Origin of the sequence: Actinomyces howellii (genome assembly GCF_900637165.1) — a bacterium.
Taxonomy (GTDB): domain Bacteria; phylum Actinomycetota; class Actinomycetes; order Actinomycetales; family Actinomycetaceae; genus Actinomyces; species Actinomyces howellii.
In genome coordinates this window covers 855,761-873,661 of record NZ_LR134350.1, presented here as the reverse complement: position 1 = coordinate 873,661, position 17,901 = coordinate 855,761, and the positions used below count along the sequence as shown (strand labels likewise).

The window sequence follows — 17,901 nt, the reverse complement described above, 5'->3', positions numbered from 1 at the left end:
GGATCGATCGACTGGGAACGACACGAAAGGAGGACTCGGGTGGAGTGCACCCCCGGTGAGGGCAACATGAGCCCCACACGCAACTCGTGTGCCAGAGGCACCATGGGTGACATGCGCCCGACGGCGCAGTGCCAGCCGCTCAAGGGCCCTGAGGGCCACGACGGCGCGGTGCCGGCCGCCCGTCGGCACACCCCCGTCCTCCTCGAGCGCTGCCTCGAGCTGCTCGCCCCTGCCCTGTCCCCCCAGGCCGGGGGCGCGCCCGGCGCGGTGCTCATCGACTGCACGCTGGGCATGGGAGGACACGCCGAGGCCGCCCTCGAGCGCTTCCCGGACCTGCGGGTGGTGGGCATCGACCGCGACCCGCAGGCCATCGCCCTGGCCGGGGAGCGACTGGCCCGCTTCGGTCAGCGATTCAGCGCGGTGCGCACCACCTACGACCACGTCGACGAGGTCGCGCGCTCGGCCTCGTCACGTCAGGACGGCACCGTCGACGCGGTCCTCATGGACCTGGGCGTGTCCTCCCTCCAGCTCGACGAGGTCGGTCGCGGCTTCTCCTACGCGCGTTCCGCCCCGCTCGACATGCGCATGGACCAGTCGGGTGGCACGACCGCCCAGGAGCTGCTCGACACCGCCGAGGAGCGTGAGCTCGCGCGGATCCTGCGCACCTACGGCGAGGAGCGCTTCGCCTCCCGGATCGCCTCCGAGATCGTGCGCCGACGCCGGGCCGGTCAGCCGGTCAGGACGACCGACGAGCTCGTCGAGCTCGTGCGGGCCGCCGTTCCCGCCGCCGCGCGGCGCGCCGGCGGGAACCCTGCCAAGCGCACCTTCCAGGCCCTGCGCATCGCGGTCAACTCCGAGCTCGAGGTCCTCAAGCGCGCGATCCCGCGGGCGCTCAACTCCCTGCGGGTAGGCGGACGCCTGGTCGTCGAGTCCTACCAGAGCCTGGAGGACCGCGTCGTCAAGCAGGCCCTGGCCGCGGGAGCCTCACCCCGCGCGCCCGAGGGCCTGCCGGTGGTCCCCCTCGAGGCCCAGCCCTACCTCGAGCTGCTCACACGCGGTGCGGAGCGTGCGCAGGCCACCGAGCTCGCCGCCAACCCGCGCAGCGCCCCGGTCCGGCTGCGCGCCGCAGCCCGGACCCGGCCCGCGGCCCAGGCCCCGGCCCCTCACAGCACGCAACGCGCCGACGGCGCACGACACCCGAGCAAGAACACACGTGGAAGGACGCGTCGATGACCACGACAGCCGAGCGCAGCGCCACCCCCTCCTGGGGCTCCCTGACCGACGGGGCGACCGCCCGGGCCCGCCGCGTGCGCACCGAGCCCGTCGCGCGCCCGCGTCCCGCTGACCAGCACGAGGCCCCCGAGCTGCGGGTCGTGCGCGGCGTGGTCCCGGCACGGGCCACCCTGCCCTTCCTCCTCCTGGTCGTCGTCATCCTGGCCGGAGCGCTCATCGCCTCGATGGTCCTCAACGCCCAGATGGCCGACACGGCGTTCAAGATGAAGGCTGCCCAGGTCGAGCTCAACGTCCTGAACGACCACATCGAGACGGTGCGCGCCGACGTCCAGGACGTCTCCGCCCCCGACGCCCTGGCGGCGCGTGCCGCCGAGCTGGGCATGGTGCCCGCGGCGGCGCCGGGCGTCGTCGACCTCAACAGCTCGACCGTGGCGGGCGGCGCTCCGGCAGCCGAGCCGGGGGAGCAGAGCCCGTGAACCCGAGCCGTCGTCGCGTCCTGCAGTCCTTCGGGCTCGCAGGCTTCGTGGCCCTGACAGGCCGGACGGCGTGGCTGCAGACGGTGGCAGGACCCGAGCTGGCGGCCAAGGCGAAGGTGGAGCGCACCGTCACCTGGGTCAACCGCGCCCCCCGGGGCGACATCCTGGGGCGGGACGACACGGTGCTGGCCTCCTCGGCGGTGTCGTACGACATCGGCGTCAACCAGGTCAAGATCGCCCAGTACGAGCACGTCGAGGACCAGGTCGACCCGGCCACGGGCCGCACGGAGTCCGTCGTCGTCGGTCACGGCCCCGCCGCCGCCGCCAAGCAGATGGCCGAGATCCTCGGCCTCGACCCCCAGGAGCTGGGGGCCGCCATGGTCGGGGACTCCACCTACGTCGTCATCGCCGAGGCGGTGGCCCCCGACACGTGGCGGCAGATCAAGGCGCTGGCCATCCCCGGGGTGGAGCCCGACCAGCGCACCCGGCGCACCTACCCTGCCGGGACCGTGGCAGGCAACGTCCTGGGGTTCACCTACGAGGACCAGGGGCGGCGGCTCGTGGGGAGCGCGGGCCTGGAGAACACGCAGAACACCGTGCTGACCGGGACCGACGGCAAGGGCAGCGTCGAGATCGGCAAGACCGGTGAGATCATCCCCACCGGGGAGCAGCAGGAGGTCGCCGCCGTCCCGGGGGCGACGGTGCGCACGACCCTCAACCCCGACCTCCAGGCCCTGGCCCAGGAGGCCGTCGACGAGGTCGTCGCCGCCCAGGGCGCCGTATGGGGCTGCGCCGTCGTCATGGAGCCGGCCACCGGTAAGGTCCTCGTCCTGGCCGACTCCCACACCGTCGACCCCGCCGACCCCGGGGCCACCCCGGAGGCCGACCGGTACGCCCGCTGCGTCCAGGCGGTCTTCGAGCCCGGCAGCGTCGGGAAGGTCATCACCTTCGCCTCGGCCCTCGAGGAGGGGGTGCTCGACCCGGACGAGGAGTGGACCGTGCCCTTCACGTGGACGACCTCCAACGGCGAGAGCTTCCGTGACGCCCACGAGCACCCGCTTCAGGTCCTCACGAGCTCCCAGGTGCTGGCCGAGTCCTCCAACGTCGGCACCGTCCAGATCGGGGAGAGGCTGTCCGACGAGGTGCGCCACGACTACCTCGTGCGCTTCGGCTACGGCTCGACGACGGGCATCGAGATGCCGGGGGAGTCGGCGGGCCTGGTCATCCCGGTGGAGGAGTGGGACGCGCGCACCCGCTACACGACGATGTTCGGCCAGGGCATCGCGGGCACCGCGCTCCAGGCGGTCCAGGTGCTGGCCACGGTCGCGAACAAGGGCGTCATGGTCCACCCGCGTGTCATCGACGCCTGGATCGACGCAGAGGGCGTCGAGACGGCCCAGGACCCCGCCCTGGGTGACCGGGTCATCTCGGAGGCCACCGCCCAGACCCTGACCGAGATGCTCATCGGCGTCACCCAGGAGGGCGGCACGGCGGAGGCCGCCTCCATCGACGGCTACCTCGTGGCGGGCAAGACCGGCACGACCGAGATCCTCACCGAGGACGGGACGGTGGCCTCCTTCGTCGGCTTCACCCCCGCGCGGGACCCCGCCATCGCCGTGGCCGTCATCGTCTACCGCCCCGAGGGCACCTACGGCGGCACGGTGGCCGCCCCCGTGTTCCGCAAGATCGCCCTGGCCGCCATGCACACCCTGGGCATCGCCCCCGACCCCGGCGTCATCGCCTCCCAGGCCGCCGACCAGGCCGACGCCGAGGCCGCCCAGGCCGCGCAGGAGGCGGGCGTCGCCCAGACACAGGAGGGCGCCGGAACCCAGGCGCAGGAGGGGGCCGGAGCCGGAACCGAGGGCTGAGGGCGGGGGACCCCGGGTGTGTGCTTGCGCACGGTTCGCCCCGCCGGCGACGACGATCCCCGAGGGCTCGGCGGATCGCCTCCTGCGCTAGCATCCCGGTTGACTAAGCCGACCGCCCGGTCGCGATAGATTGAGGAACCATGAGCACCCACGCCTACGAGTCCGCAGCGGCCCTGCGTCCGCGCCACCCTGCGCCCACGGGCCTCAGGGCGCTGGCCGAGCGGTTCGAGCTGGCCGGCGACCCCGGGACCGGCGCGGGCCCCGAGGTCGTCGGCGTGAGCGTGGACTCCGGGGACGTGGCCGCCGGCGAGCTCTTCATCGCGCTGCCGGGGATGAGGACCCACGGGGCGCAGTTCGCCGCCCAGGCGGTCGCAGCGGGTGCGGTGGCGGTCCTCACCGACACCGAGGGCGCCCGGATCGTGCGACGCGAGGCGCCCGGCGTGCCCGTCCTCACCCACCCCGACCCCAGGGCGATGGCGGGCCCGCTGGCCGCCGAGGTCCACCACCACCCCGCCCGGGGCCTGACGACGACGGCGGTGACCGGGACGAACGGCAAGACGACGACCGCCTACTTCGTCCACGCCATCCTGTCCGCCCACCTGGGGGGCTGCATGATCGCCGGCACCGTCGAGCTGCGGGTCGGGGACCTGGCCGTGGAGTCGCCGCGCACGACGGTCGAGGCCCCCGTCCTCCAACGGCTCATGGCGCTGGCGCTCGAGGAGGGCGTGGGCGGTGCGTCCCTCGAGGCCTCCAGCCACGCGATCGTCCTGCACCGGCTCGACGGCACCGTCGTCGACGTCGCGGGATTCACCAACCTCCAGCGCGACCACCTCGACTTCCACCAGACCATGGAGGACTACCTCGAGGCCAAGGCCGCCCTGTTCACCCCGCAGCACGCCCGCAGGGGCGTGGTCTGCGTCGACGACCAGTGGGGGCAGGCCCTCGCCGCCCGGGTCCGTGACGCGGGCCTCATCGAGGTCGACAGGCTGAGGGCCTATCCCGGCCAGGCGCAGACCGACTGGTGGGTCACCGACGCCGAGGTCTCGATGACCGACGCGGCCACGACCTTCGTCCTCCACGGGCCGCAGGGGGAGCTGATCACGGCCTCCTGCCCGCTGCCCGGACTGGTCAACGTGCAGAACGCGGCGCTCGCGCTCGTCATGACGATCCGTGCAGGCGTCCCCGCGGACACGGCCGTGGCCGCACTGGCCGCGGCCCACGACATCCCCGGCCGCATGCAGCGCGTCTGCCAGCGCGACGGCGTGCGAGGCACGTGCATCGTCGACTTCGCCCACACACCCGACGCCCTCGAGCTCACCCTGACGGCCGTGCGCCAGATCACCCCAGGGCGGCTCATCATCGTCTTCGGGTCCGACGGCGACCGTGACGAGGGCAAGCGCCCGATGCTCGGTGAGGTCGCCGCCCGCCTGGCCGACGTGCTCGTCGTCACCGACGAGAACCCCCGTTCCGAGGACCCCGGGTCGATCCGCGCGGCCGTCCTGGAGGGCGTGCGCTCGGTCCGTCCTGACCTGGTCGACGTCGAGGAGGTCACGACCTGGCGCGGGGACGCGGTTTGCCGCGGTGTCGAGCTGTGCGGGCCCGAGGACACCGTCATCGTCACCGGCAAGGGCCACGAGCCGTTCCTCGAGGCCGCCGGAGAGTTCATCCGCTACAACGACGCCCCCGTCATGCGCCAGGCGGTCGCAGACAAGTGGGGCAGGAGCTGACACCCATGATCCCCCGTTCCCTTCCCGAGGTCGCCGACATGGTCGGCGCCGCCCCGATCGAGCACGCAGCGGCCTCGGTCCAGGCCGGTCCCGCGGCCGCCCCTGCCATCACCTCGGTGGTCACCGACTCCCGCCAGGCCGGGCCGGGCTGCCTGTTCGTGGCCATCGCCGGCCAGCGCACCGACGGGCACGACCACATCGCCCAGGTCGCCCGGGCGGGGGGAGGGGCCGCCCTCGTGTCCGACCCGCAGGCGGCCCGAGCCTCCCTCGAGCGCGACGGGGGCGGGCAGGACCTCCCCCTGCTCGTCGTCCCCGGCACGGTCGAGGCCCTCGGCGCACTGGCCCGCGCCCACCTGGTGGACCTGCGAGCGCGCGCCAGTCGGCGCGGCGCCGGGCTGACGGTCGTGGCCATGACCGGCTCGGTGGGCAAGACGACGACGAAGGACCTCACCCGCCAGCTTCTGGCGGCCCAGGGGCCGACCGTCGCCCCGGTGGCCAGCTTCAACAACGAGATCGGCCTGCCGATGACCGTCCTGGGCACCGAGGAGTCGACCCGCTACCTCGTGCTCGAGATGGGCGCCTCCGGCCCGGGCCACATCGACTACCTCACCGCCATCGCGCCCCTGGACGCCGCCGCGGTGCTCATGGTCGGCCACGCCCACATGGGCGGCTTCGGCTCGGTCGAGGGCGTGGCCGCGGCCAAGGCCGAGATCCTGCGCGGCCTGGAGCCCACGGGGACCGCCGTGCTCAACCGGGACGACCCCCGTGCCCTGGCGATGGCGGGGCTGGCCCCGGCCGAGGTGCTCACCTTCTCCGCGGCCGGGGACCCCGAGGCCGACCTGCGCGCCACCGGGGTCGAGCTGGGGGAGGGGGCGCGCGCCTCCTTCGACCTCCACCTGCCGGGACTGCCCGCGCCCGAGCGCGTCACGCTGGCCCTGCCCGGCGCCCACAACGTGTCCAACGCCCTGGCCGCGCTCGGCCTGGCCCTGGCCGCCGGCGCCGATCCCCAGGGCCTGGTCGCCTCGCTGGCCCAGGCGCGCATCGAGAGCCCCCACCGGATGGACATCGGGACCGTCGAGCGTCCGGCCGGACAGGTCCTGCTCATCGACGACTCCTACAACGCCAACATCGACTCGATGACGGCGGCGCTGCGCTCCCTGCCCGTGGTGGCCGGGACGAGGCGCTCGGTCGTCGTCATCTCCGAGATGCTCGAGCTCGGCGAGTCCTCCCGCGGTGACCACGCCCTGGCCGGACGCACCGCCGGCGAGGTGGGCGCCGACCTCGTGGTCGGCATCGGCGCGGGCACCGGCCCCGCCCTGGAGGAGGCCTCCCGGGCCGGAGCGCGCACCGTGCTCATGACTGACGCACAGGAGGCCGTCGCCTCGATCGACGCCCTCCTGCTCGACGGCGACGCCGTCCTCGTCAAGGGTTCCCTCGGCTCAGGCGCATGGCGCGTGGCCGACCACCTCAAGGAGGCCACCGACCGATGACCGCGATCCTCCTGTCCGCCGCAGTGGGCCTGCTCGTCACCCTCCTGGGCACGCCGCTGCTCATCCGCTTCCTCCACCGACGCGAGTACGGCCAGTTCATCCGCCAGGACGGCCCGCAGCAGCACCTGACCAAGCGCGGCACCCCGACGATGGGCGGCATGGTCGTCATCGTGGCCACGGTGCTGGGTTACGCGGTGGCCAACCTCATCGAGCTGCGCACCCCGCGCGCCTCGGGCGTGCTCCTGCTCTTCCTCATCGTGGGCCTGGGCCTCATCGGCTTCGTCGACGACTTCGCCAAGATCTCCAAGCAGCGCTCCCTGGGGCTGCGGGCCTGGCAGAAGATCGTCGGCCAGGCGCTCATCGGCATCACCTTCTCGGTGGCGGCCCTGGCCTTCGCCGACCGCAACGGGCTCACACCCGCCTCGACCCGAGTGTCCTTCGCCCGGGACTCCACCATCGACCTGGCCTTCGCCGGCGCCGGGCTCGGGCTCGTCCTGTTCGTCGTGTGGGCCAACTTCCTCATCACCGCCTGGTCCAACGCGGTCAACCTCACCGACGGCCTCGACGGCCTGGCCGCAGGGTCCTCGGCCATGGTCTTCGGCGCCTACACCCTCATCGGGGTGTGGCAGACCAACCAGTCCTGCACCTACGGCCACGGCGACGCCGTGGCGACCCTGTGCTACCAGACCCGGGACCCACGCGACCTGGCGATGATCGCCGCCGCGCTCATGGGGGCCTGCTTCGGCTTCCTGTGGTGGAACGCCTCCCCGGCCAAGATCTTCATGGGGGACACGGGGTCGCTGGCCCTGGGCGGTGCCGTGGCCGGGCTGTCGATCCTGTCGCGCACCGAGTTCCTCGCGGTCATCATCGGCGGGCTGTTCCTGGCCGAGGTCCTCAGCGTGGGGATCCAGGTCCTGTCCTTCAAGTCCACTGGTCGCCGCGTCCTCCGCATGGCGCCGCTGCACCACCACTTCGAACTGGGAGGATGGACCGAGGTCAACGTCGTCATCCGCTTCTGGATCATCGCCGGCGCCTGCGTCGTGGTGGGACTGGGGCTGTTCTACGCCGAGTACCTCGTGTCCTGACCCCGACCTCGACGGCCGGGGCCGGGACCGACCGCCTCCCCGCCCGCCAGGCACGGGCACACACGACGATCAGGTAAGGACCATGACGAGCACCCTCACGTCCCTGGACCGTCTCGACGGCGCACTCGTGGGCGTCGTCGGGGCGGGAACCACGGGCCTGGCCGTCCTCGACGCCCTCGACGGGCTCGGGGCACGCAGCCACCTGCTGGACACCCGGCCCGAGGCCGTCGCCGGGCTGGGCGGGCGCGTCGAGGCCTCGACGGTCGGTGACGCGCCCGCCCTGGCCGCGGCGCTCGAGGGCCTCGGCGCCGACCTGCTCATCGTCTCCCCGGGGGTGCCCGCCACCGGCCCGGTCCTGCGCGCCGCCCGACGGGCGGGCATCGAGGTGTGGAGCGAGATCGAGCTGGCGTGGCGCCTCCAGCAGGAGCGCGACCCGTCGGTGCCCTGGATCGTCCTGACCGGCACCGACGGCAAGACGACCACGGTGGGCATGCTCGCGGCGATCCTGTCCGTCGCGGGCCTGAGCGCCCCGGCGGTGGGCAACATCGGCGTGCCCGCCGTCACGACGGTGCGTGAGGGGCGGGCCCAGGCCATGGCCGTGGAGCTGTCGAGCTTCCAGCTCCACACGACCCGTTCCCTGTCGCCCCTGGCCTCGGCCTGCCTCAACCTGGCGCCGGACCACCTCGACTGGCACGGGGGCTTCGAGGCCTACGCGGCCGACAAGGCCCGGGTCTACGCCCGCACGAGGCGGGCGGCCGTCTACAACGTCGCCGACCCGGCTACCGAGCGCATGGTCGAGGCCGCTGAGGTCGTCGAGGGCTGCCGGGCGGTCGGCTTCACCCTCGCGGTCCCGGCCCTGGGCCAGGTCGGGATGGTCGAGGACGTCCTGGTCGACCGCGCCCACCACGACGACCGCCTGCGCACGGGCGTGGAGCTGGCGACCCTGGAGGACCTCGCGCACCTGGCCCCCGGGGGGGAGGTCGGGCGCCTGGCGCCCCACGTCGTGGCCGACGCCCTGGCGGCCGCCGCTCTCGCCCTGGCCCATGACGCCGTGGCGGCCGACCCGACGGCCGTGGCCCGGGGGCTGCGTGCCTTCACCCCCGGGGCGCACCGTCAGGCGACCGTCGCGCAGGGCGGCGGGGTGACCTGGGTGGACGACTCCAAGGCGACGAACCCGCACGCGGCCCAGGCGGCCCTGGGCTCCCTGCCCCCGGGCACCGGCGTGTGGATCGTCGGGGGAGACGCCAAGGGAGCCGACCTGACCGACCTCGTCCGCGCCGTGCGACCGGTGCTGCGCGGCGCGGTCGTCATCGGGGCCGACCAGGCCGGGGTCGTGGCGGCGCTGGCTGAGCAGGCCCCCGGGCTGCCCGTCACCCGGGTCCCTCACGGCTCGGCCCGCGAGGTGGCTGACGCCGCTGTCGCCGCAGCCGGTGCCATGGCCCGCCCGGGGGACACCGTCATGCTCGCCCCTGCCTGCGCCTCGTGGGACCAGTTCAGCTCCTACGCCGAGCGGGGTGAGCTGTTCACCCGTGCCGCCCTCGAGCACGTCACCGGGTCCGCAGGCACGGCACCTGCCGACCAGGAGGAGGACTGATGCCGGCCTCCGAGCCGGGACCCGCGCGGGGGACGACGACACGGCCCCGGGTCCCCCGACCGGGGTCGATCGCCGACCGGTGGCAACGGCTGACCGGGCCGGACGGCCCGATCGAGGGCGACCGCTCGACCCTGACCTACTACTCCCTGCTCATCGCCACGCTCACCCTGCTCACCCTGGGCCTGACGATGGTCTTCTCGGTCCAGTCGGTGACCATCGCCCAGACCGGCGGCAACGCCTTCACGAGCTTCGCGCGCTACCTCGTCTTCGCCGTCCTGGGCCTGGTGGGCATGGTGGCGCTGGCCCGGGCGCCCATCAGGCTGCTCAAGCTCATGGCCTGGCCGGCCCTCGTGACCTCCTGCGCCGCCCAGCTCCTCGTCTACGTCCCCGGCCTGCGCTACTGCGCGGGAGGAAACTGCAACTGGATCAAGATCCCCCTCATCGGCACGGTCCAGCCCTCGGAGTTCATCAAGCTGGGCCTGTGCCTCTTCCTGGGGGTCATGGTCTCCACCCGCCAGGACGCCTTCGCCAAGGGCGTGACCACGTGGCGCCAGGCCGGACGGCTCCTGGGCTGGATCTTCGTCCCCTCCGCCGTGGCGGTCGTCCTCGTCCTGGGCGGAGGCGACCTCGGCACGGTCATCGTCCTCGCCCTCCTCGTGGCCGGGTCGCTGTGGATGGGCGGCCTGGGCTGGCGCTGGTTCGTCTGGCTCGGGCTCCTGGGCCTGGGCGCCTTCAGCCTCCTGACCGCGTTGTCGGCCAACCGGCGCGCACGCATCATCGCCTGGTGGCACCCGGAGGGCGCCGACCCCCTCGACGTCGGCTACCAGCCCAAGCACGGCCGCTGGGCCCTGGGCACGGGCGGCTGGTGGGGCGTGGGACCCGGGGAGTCCCGACAGAAGTGGGGCTACCTCACCCAGGCCGACTCCGACTACGTCTTCGCGGTCCTCGGTGAGGAGTTCGGCCTCGTGGGCACCCTGCTCGTCATCGCCCTGTTCGCCGTGCTCGGCGGCTGCTGCGTGCGCATCATCCGGCGCTCGACCTCCCTGTACGTCTCCGTGGTCACCGGCGGCCTCATGTCCTGGATCGTCGGGCAGGCCCTCATCAACATGTCCGTCGTCGTCGGGCTGCTGCCCGTCCTGGGCGTCCCGCTGCCGCTCATCAGCGCGGGCGGCTCCGCCCTCATGGCCGTGCTCCTGGGAATCGGCGTGCTGCTCGCCTTCGCACGCAACGAGCCCGGGGCGCGCCAGGCGCTGCGAGCCCGTGCCGGGGCCGTGCGCCGTACCCTGGCCGTCATCGCACCCCGCAGGAGGAACCGTGCCTGAGACCACGCCCCAGGGCCCGCCCGCCGAGCCCGGCCGCCCCGCGCCCCCCGGACGCCCGCTGCGCGTGCTCCTGGCCGGCGGGGGGACGGCCGGGCACGTCAACCCGCTGCTGGCCACCGCCGCGGCGCTGCAGGACCCCGCCTGCGGCGGGGACCCCCGTACCCGCGTCCTCGTCCTGGGTACCCGGGAGGGTCTCGAGAGCCGCCTGGTCCCTGAGGCGGGCTACGAGCTCGCCCACGTCGCGCGGGTGCCCATGCCCCGGCGCCCCACCGGGGACCTGTTCCTCCTGCCCCGCCGGATGCACAAGGCGGTGGCCGACGCCGGCGCCGCCATCGAGCGCGTCGGCGCCGACGTCGTGGTCGGCTTCGGCGGCTTCGTGTCCACCCCCGCCTACCTCGCCGCCCGCCGCAGCGGCGTACCGGTCGTCATCCACGAGCAGAACGCCCGCCCCGGCCTGGCCAACCGACTCGGGGCGGGCTGGGCCGCCGCGGTGGCCCTCACCTTCGCCTCGACCAGGCTCGCGGCCTCCTCGGGCAGGACCGAGGTGACCGGCCTGCCCCTGCGCCCGGCCATCGCCGGACTCGTCGCCCAGCGGTCCACCGCCGAGGGAGCCGCGGCCGCGCGCCGTCAGGGCGCTGACGCCCTCGGCCTGGACCCCGAGGCCACGACCCTGCTCGTCACCGGTGGCTCCCTGGGAGCCCAGCACCTCAACGAGGTCGTCACGGCGGCACTGGGCGACCTGCCCGCGGGCCTCCAGGTCCTCCACCTGACCGGTCGGGACAAGGACGGTCCGGTGCGCGCCGCTCTGGCCGCCACCGGGGACGCCTCACTGGCCGAGCGGTACCACGTCCTGGACTACCTGACGGCAATGGAGCAGGCCTACGCCTGCGCCGACGGCGTCATCTGCCGCTCCGGAGCGGGCACGGTCGCCGAGCTGACGGCCCTGGGCCTGCCCGCCCTCTACGTTCCCCTGCCCATCGGCAACGGCGAGCAGCGCCTCAACGCCGCCGACTGCGTCGCAGCCGGGGGCGGCAGGCTCGTGGCCGACACCGACCTGTCGGTGGCCGACGTGACGTCCTTCACCGAGCTGCTCACCGACCCCGAGGAGCGAGAGAGTGCGGCCCGGGCTGCGGCCTCGACGGGTGTGCGCGACGCGGCGGCCCGCCTGGCCGCCCTCGTGCGCGACGTCGTCGGCGAGCTCCCACCGGAGCCCGAGCACGGCGGGGGACAGGACGACCACGAGGAGGACGGACGATGAGCACGACCGGGCTGAGGACGACCTGCGCCGACCTGGCCGGCAGGTCCTTCCACCTCGTGGGCGTCGGAGGGGCCGGCATGAGCGTCGTCGCCCTCCTCCTGGCCGAGCGCGGTGCCCAGGTCTCCGGCTCGGACGCCGCCCGGGGGCGGGTGCTCGAGAGCCTGCGCGCCCGCGGCGTGCGCGTCGAGGTCGGCCACGACGCGCACCACGTGCCCGCCCAGGCCACTGTCGTGGTCTCCACCGCCATCAAGGAGGACAACCCCGAGCTCGTCGTGGCCCGCAGCCGCGGGCAGGAGGTCATCCACCGGTCCCAGGCGCTCGCCCTGGCGGCGGCCGGCCGTGACTTCGTGGCGGTCGCCGGGGCGCACGGCAAGACGACCACCTCGGGCATGCTCGCCCAGGCGCTGAGCGAGGCGGGCCAGGACCCCTCCTTCGCCGTGGGCGGCGTCGTGCGGGCCCTGGGCAGCGGCGCACGGCTGGGCTCGGGGCGCGCCTTCGTGGCGGAGGCCGACGAGTCCGACAGGTCCTTCCTCAACTACGCCCCCGCCATCGAGCTCGTCACCAACGTCGAGCCCGACCACCTCGACTCCTACGGCTCCACCGAGGCCTTCGAGCAGGCCTTCGCCGACTTCGCCGACCGGCTCGTGCCCGGGGGCGTGCTCATCGCCTGCTCGGACGACCCCGGGGCCCTGCGCCTGGCGCGTCGGGCCGGGCAGGGCGGAGCCCGCGTCATCACCTTCGGCACGGGCGGGCCGGGCGACCTGCCCGGTGGGGAGCTGGTCGGCGAGGCCCACGTCGGCGTCGAGATCACGGCCCGACGCGCCGACTCCACGAGCGCGGTGCTCAGGCGGTGGACCGCGGGCCCCGCCGGTGCACAGGGAACCGAGCCGGTCGACCTCGAGCTCGCCCTGCCCGGCGACCACGTGGTCCTCGACGCGGCCGGGGCCTGGGCAGCGGGCCTCGAGCTCGGCGTCGGGGCCCAGGAGATGGCCCGTGCCCTGGGAGCCTTCACGGGGACCGGACGCCGCTTCGAGGACCGAGGAGAGGCCGACGGCGTGCGGGTCGTCGACGACTACGCCCACCACCCCACCGAGATCGAGGCGCTCCTGAGGACAGCACGGGGCGTCGCGGCCGATCGCGGCGGCCGCCTCCTCGTCCTGTTCCAGCCGCACCTGTTCTCCCGCACCCGGGCCTTCGCCGAGCGCTTCGGGGCGGCTCTGGGGCGTGCCGACCTCGTCGTCGTCGCCCCCGTGTACCCCGCCCGAGAGGTCGCCGAGGACTTCCCCGGCGTGTCGGGCCTGACCGTCGCGGAGCAGGTCCCCGGCGGCCGCGGGCAGTACGTCGCCGACCGCGAGGAGGCCGCCGAGCGCCTCGCCCGCCAGGCCCGCCGCGGCGACCTCGTCCTGACCGTCGGGGCGGGGGACGTCACCGAGCTCGCCGACGTCGTCCTCACGCGCCTGCGCGCGCGGGAGGCGTGATGAGGAAGCCCAGCGTGCCGCGCCCGGCGGGCCCCGAGGAGGAGGACTCCGAGCGGACCGGGGCCCCGGCAGCGCGCCCGGCACGGGTTCCGGGCAAGGAGCTCACCCACGCGACGGCGGGCGGGCGCCTGGAGGTCTTCGGCCGGGGTTCGGTCTCCCGGGACGGGCAGGGCCGCCGAGACCGCGTCGTGTCCACCGGGCTGACCGACAGGCTCACCGAGAGGCGACGGGCCGAGCGCTCCCTGCGCACGAGGCGCCTGGGCGTCGTCCTGGTCGTCGCGGGCGTCGTCGCGGCGCTCGTGTGGGCGCTGGCCTTCTCCCCGCTGCTGGCTCTGCGTCCGCAGGAGGTGAGCGTGGTCGGCTCGGACGGGACCGTCTCGACCCAGGCCGTCCGTGAGGTCCTGGCCCCCTACGAGGGCGCGGCGCTCGCGCGCCTCGACGTCGCCGTCCTGGGGCAGGAGGTGGCCGACTCCCTCGTGCGGGTCAAGTCGGCGCGAGTGACCCGGTCCTGGCCCCACGGCCTGAAGGTGACGCTCACGATGCGCGTGCCGGTGGCCGTGCGACAGGTCGAGGGCGGGTACGAGGTCCTTGACGGGGAGGCGGTCGTCCTCGAGACCGTCGAGCAGGCCCCGGACGGGCTGGTGACGATCACCTCCCAGGAGCAGGACCCCGACGGGCAGCAGGTGAGCGCCGTCGCCCAGGTGGTGGGCAGCCTCGACGAGGCGACCAGGGCGCAGGTCCGCTCGGGCAGCGCCTCGGAGTCGGGCCAGGTGACCCTTGCCCTGGCCTCCGGCGCGACGGTCGTGTGGGGGGACACCTCCCGGTCGGAGGTCAAGGCCCGTGTCCTGGCAGAGCTGATGACCCTCGAGGCAAGCACCTACGACGTGTCGAGCCCGGGCAGCCCGACGACCTCGTGACCGGCTCGTGACCCGACCGTGACAACTCGGAACACGCCGGGGCTCAATACGGCCGGGCCGTGGAGGCGCCCCATAGCGTTGCCCTCGTCATCGCAGGAATGACATAAGTATAAACCTTAACCTGAGGTTGAAGGTTGAGGGGAGCCCCGACGGGCTCGGCACGATCACCCGGAGGCAGACAGTGGCGGAATCCCAGCACTACCAGGCAGTTATCAAGGTGGTGGGCGTTGGCGGCGGTGGCGTCAACGCCGTCAACCGCATGATCGAGGCCGGCCTGCGCGGCGTCGAGTTCATCGCCGTCAACACCGATGCCCAGGCGCTGCTCATGTCGGACGCCGACACGAAGCTCGACATCGGTCGAGACCTCACGCGCGGCCTGGGGGCCGGCGCCGACCCCGCGATCGGCCGTAAGGCGGCCGAGGACCACGTCGAGGACATCCGCGAGGCCCTCGAGGGTGCCGACATGGTCTTCGTCACCGCGGGGGAGGGTGGCGGCACCGGCACGGGCGCCGCCCCGGTCGTGGCCAAGGTGGCCCGTGAGCTGAGCGCGCTGACCATCGGCGTCGTGACGCGCCCCTTCATGTTCGAGGGCCGGCGCCGCGCCGCCCAGGCCGAGGACGGCGTGAACAACCTGCGCGCCGAGGTCGACACCCTCATCGTCATCCCCAACGACCGCCTCCTGCAGATCGCTGACCGCCACATCAGCGTCGTGGACGCCTTCAAGCAGGCCGACCAGGTTCTCCTCCAGGGTGTCCAGGGCATCACCGAGCTCATCACGACCCCGGGGCTCATCAACGTCGACTTCAACGACGTCAAGTCGGTCATGCAGGACGCGGGCAGCGCCCTCATGGGCATCGGGTCGGCGACCGGGGACGGCCGCGCCCTGGCCGCCACGGAGCAGGCCATCGCCTCCCCGCTGCTCGAGTCCTCCATCGAGGGGGCCCACGGGGTGCTGCTCTTCTTCCAGGGCGGCTCGGACCTCGGCCTGTTCGAGATCTCGGAGGCCGCCAACCTCGTGCGCGAGTCGGTCCACCCCGAGGCCAACATCATCTTCGGCAACGTCGTCGACGGGGCCCTGGGCGACGAGGTCCGCGTCACCGTCATCGCCGCAGGCTTCGACGACGAGCCGGTCTCAGCCGGCCCGGCCGAGACCTTCCGTCCCAAGGCCGTCGAGAGTCCCCTGTCGCGGGCGGCGGCCTCGGCCAGGCCGAGCACCCGGACCCGTCCCGAGCCGGTGGCCGTCCCGCGTGGTGCCCACGCCGCCGACAACCCGGTCACCCGTCCCGTCTCGGCCCCGAGCCCGAGCCCGGCGGTGCCCCTGTCGGCGGTCGTCACCAGCGAGGTGCCGGCCTACGTCGACGACTCCCTGCCCGAGGCGGTCCCCGAGCTCGAGGTCCCCCGCGTCATCGGGGTCGACGCCCAGCGCGACGAGATCGACCTGCCGGACTTCCTGCGCTGAGAGCGCCGAGGTGCTCAGGCGCGCCGACCTGCTCGAGGTCGACCTGGGCCCCTGCGCCCGCGGGTACTTCACGACCCGGGGCGCGGGGGCTCGCCCCGTGGGGCCGAGGGCGCCCTACGCCGGGGCCAACCTCGCCACCCACGTCGGTGACGACCCCGTGCGCGTCCTCGGCCTCAGGCGAGAGCTCGAGGCGCTGGTCGGCGCCGACCGGCACGCAGACGGGCGCGCCACCGTGGCCTGGATGAACCAGGTCCACTCGGCGGTGGCGGTGGTCGCGGGCCCCGGGGGAGAGCCGACGGCTGACGCCCTCGTGCTCGACGCGAGGTCCTCCGGCCCCGGCCCCGCCGGTGTCGGGGTGCTCGTGGCCGACTGCGTCCCGCTCCTGCTGGCAACCACTGACGGGAGCCTCGTGGCGGCGGTCCACGCCGGGCGCCGGGGCATGCTCGACGGCGTCGTGCGCTCGGCCCTCGACCTCCTGGCCTCGCTGGGCGCGCAGCCCGCCGACCTGTGGGCCGCCACCGGACCGTCCATCTGCGGGCGCTGCTACGAGGTCCCCGTCGACCTGCACCGCCACTGCGCCGAGGTCGAGCCGGCCTGCGCCTCGACGACCCGCTGGGGGACCCCCGGGCTCGACGTCGCCGCGGGCGTGCACGCCCAGCTCCGGCGCGCTGGAGTGGGCAGGGTGCGGGCCGGCACCTGGTGCACCTACGAGGAGGAGCGCTTCTACTCCTACCGGCGCCAGCCCGTGACCGGCAGGCTGGCCGGGATCGTCCTGGCCGGTGGGGCCTGAGACCGACCGGCCCCCGACCGGCCTGGGCACGAGCCCCCCGAGCGCCTCCGTGCAGTCGCAGCGCGGTCCCAGCGCGGTGCCAGCACGGTGCCCCTGCGGGGGGCGTGCGTCCTGTGTGCGTCCTGCCTGCGGTGATCGCGAGCGGTCCATCGGGTGCTCCTGCGCTGCTCCCACCGCGCTGATGACACGCCGGGCCCAATGACCCAGGAGCCGCCCGATGGTCGATACCGTTCAGCACGTCCGGGCCGTCGGGGCTGGACAACCCCGGACAGACCCGGACAGACAAGGAGCACCCCCATGAGCGCCCTGCGCAAGATGTCGACCTTCCTGGGCTACGCCGAGCCGGTTGAGGACGCCTACGAGGACGAGTACCGTGTCGGCCGGGCCGGCGAGGACTACGCCGAGGACGACTTCGCGGACAGCGAGACCGGCTACGAGGACGGCTACGAGGACACCTTCGAGGAGGCAGCTGCCCCCTCCGCGGCCGCGCCGGTCGCGGCGCCCGACCTCAGGCGTATCGTGACGGTCCACCCCTCGACCTACAACGAGGCGCGCGTCATCGGGGAGTCCTTCCGTGACGGCGTGCCGGTCATCGTCAACCTGACCAACATGAGCGAGTCCGACGCCCGGCGCATGGTGGACTTCTCCGCGGGCCTCGTCTTCGGCCTCCACGGCGCCATCGAGCGGGTCACCCCCCGCGTCTTCCTGCTCACCCCCGCCACGGTGGACATCGACGACGGCGAGGCGGCCGACGAGCCGCGCGGCCGCTTCTTCAACCAGAGCTGACGGACGGCACCGCGCCGTGGCCCTTCTCGCATCGGTCGTGACCATCGTCTCGGCCCTGCTCAGCCTCTACCTCCTCGTCCTGCTCGTGCGGGTCGTGCTCGACTGGGTCCAGCTCTTCGCCCGCCAGTGGCGACCCACCGGCCCCGTGCTCGTCGTGGCCAACGTGGTCTACGCCCTGACCGACCCGCCCCTGCGCTGGCTGCGGCGGGTGGTCCCGGTCCTGCGCCTGGGGGCGATGGGGATCGACCTCAGCTTCCTCGTGCTCTGGTTCGGCATCATCGTCCTCCAGCGGCTTCTCGCCCTCCTGGTCTGAGGGCCCCGGGGCGCCGCGCCGTCCCGTGCTCCGCCCACGGGTGATCTTCGACGTTCCATATGGCGTGAAGTTGAAGTTCAGGTACTCTGTCCGCATGAGTGACCG

15 protein-coding genes are annotated in these 17,901 nt (G+C 74.0%); all 15 read left to right on the top strand.

The window, feature by feature from the left end; all coding sequences use genetic code 11:
• Nucleotides 1-111 precede the first annotated feature (111 nt).
• The 15 genes from rsmH (at nucleotide 112) to EL245_RS03605 (ending at nucleotide 17,796) form a co-directional block, all read left to right on the top strand.
• Nucleotides 112-1,233, top strand: a complete 1,122-nt coding sequence (gene rsmH / locus EL245_RS03675; protein ID WP_408608386.1) for a 16S rRNA (cytosine(1402)-N(4))-methyltransferase RsmH — start codon at nucleotides 112-114, stop codon at nucleotides 1,231-1,233.
• Nucleotides 1,230-1,709: a hypothetical protein gene (locus EL245_RS03670; RefSeq protein WP_126381910.1), complete on the top strand. Its 480-nt coding sequence runs from the start codon at nucleotides 1,230-1,232 to the stop codon at nucleotides 1,707-1,709. The genes rsmH and EL245_RS03670 overlap by 4 nt, the downstream gene beginning before the upstream one ends.
• Entirely contained in the window at nucleotides 1,706-3,577 is a 1,872-nt protein-coding gene (locus EL245_RS03665) for a peptidoglycan D,D-transpeptidase FtsI family protein (protein WP_126381909.1), read from the top strand. Before EL245_RS03670 ends, EL245_RS03665 begins: the two co-directional genes overlap by 4 nt.
• Nucleotides 3,578-3,717: 140 nt before the next feature.
• The gene (locus EL245_RS03660) at nucleotides 3,718-5,304 is read left to right on the top strand and encodes a UDP-N-acetylmuramoyl-L-alanyl-D-glutamate--2,6-diaminopimelate ligase (RefSeq protein ID WP_126381908.1); all 1,587 of its coding nucleotides are present in this window, start codon (nucleotides 3,718-3,720) and stop codon (nucleotides 5,302-5,304) included.
• A 38-nt stretch (nucleotides 5,305-5,342) separates the two neighbouring features.
• Nucleotides 5,343-6,794: a UDP-N-acetylmuramoyl-tripeptide--D-alanyl-D-alanine ligase gene (locus tag EL245_RS03655; RefSeq protein ID WP_408608396.1), complete on the top strand. Its 1,452-nt coding sequence runs from the start codon at nucleotides 5,343-5,345 to the stop codon at nucleotides 6,792-6,794.
• Nucleotides 6,791-7,879, top strand: a complete 1,089-nt coding sequence (gene mraY, locus EL245_RS03650; protein ID WP_126381906.1) for a phospho-N-acetylmuramoyl-pentapeptide-transferase — start codon at nucleotides 6,791-6,793, stop codon at nucleotides 7,877-7,879. The genes EL245_RS03655 and mraY overlap by 4 nt, the downstream gene beginning before the upstream one ends.
• Nucleotides 7,880-7,961: 82 nt before the next feature.
• Nucleotides 7,962-9,473, top strand: a complete 1,512-nt coding sequence (gene murD / locus EL245_RS03645) for a UDP-N-acetylmuramoyl-L-alanine--D-glutamate ligase (protein ID WP_126381905.1) — start codon at nucleotides 7,962-7,964, stop codon at nucleotides 9,471-9,473.
• Nucleotides 9,473-10,795 carry a peptidoglycan glycosyltransferase FtsW gene (locus tag EL245_RS03640; protein WP_126381904.1) on the top strand — a complete coding sequence of 441 codons (1,323 nt, stop codon included), beginning with the start codon at nucleotides 9,473-9,475 and terminating at the stop codon, nucleotides 10,793-10,795. The genes murD and EL245_RS03640 overlap by 1 nt, the downstream gene beginning before the upstream one ends.
• Nucleotides 10,788-12,053 (top strand): UDP-N-acetylglucosamine--N-acetylmuramyl-(pentapeptide) pyrophosphoryl-undecaprenol N-acetylglucosamine transferase, encoded by a 1,266-nt coding sequence (locus EL245_RS03635; protein WP_126381903.1) that lies wholly within the window; start codon nucleotides 10,788-10,790, stop codon nucleotides 12,051-12,053. The genes EL245_RS03640 and EL245_RS03635 overlap by 8 nt, the downstream gene beginning before the upstream one ends.
• The gene (gene murC, locus EL245_RS03630; protein ID WP_126381902.1) at nucleotides 12,050-13,531 is read left to right on the top strand and encodes a UDP-N-acetylmuramate--L-alanine ligase; all 1,482 of its coding nucleotides are present in this window, start codon (nucleotides 12,050-12,052) and stop codon (nucleotides 13,529-13,531) included. Before EL245_RS03635 ends, murC begins: the two co-directional genes overlap by 4 nt.
• A complete protein-coding gene (locus EL245_RS03625; RefSeq protein WP_126381901.1) occupies nucleotides 13,531-14,448 on the top strand; it encodes a cell division protein FtsQ/DivIB in 918 nt (305 codons plus the stop codon). The genes murC and EL245_RS03625 overlap by 1 nt, the downstream gene beginning before the upstream one ends.
• A 181-nt stretch (nucleotides 14,449-14,629) precedes the next feature.
• On the top strand, nucleotides 14,630-15,907 hold the full coding sequence (gene ftsZ, locus EL245_RS03620) for a cell division protein FtsZ (protein ID WP_126381900.1): 1,278 nt from the start codon (nucleotides 14,630-14,632) through the stop codon (nucleotides 15,905-15,907).
• A 10-nt stretch (nucleotides 15,908-15,917) separates the two neighbouring features.
• Nucleotides 15,918-16,697, top strand: coding sequence for a polyphenol oxidase family protein (locus EL245_RS03615; protein ID WP_126381899.1), 780 nt, complete (start codon nucleotides 15,918-15,920; stop codon nucleotides 16,695-16,697).
• Nucleotides 16,698-16,994: 297 nt separating this feature from the next.
• Nucleotides 16,995-17,483 (top strand): cell division protein SepF, encoded by a 489-nt coding sequence (locus EL245_RS03610; protein WP_126381898.1) that lies wholly within the window; start codon nucleotides 16,995-16,997, stop codon nucleotides 17,481-17,483.
• A 16-nt stretch (nucleotides 17,484-17,499) separates the two neighbouring features.
• Complete coding sequence (locus EL245_RS03605) at nucleotides 17,500-17,796, top strand: YggT family protein (protein ID WP_126381897.1); 297 nt, start codon at nucleotides 17,500-17,502, stop codon at nucleotides 17,794-17,796.
• Nucleotides 17,797-17,901 lie beyond the last annotated feature (105 nt).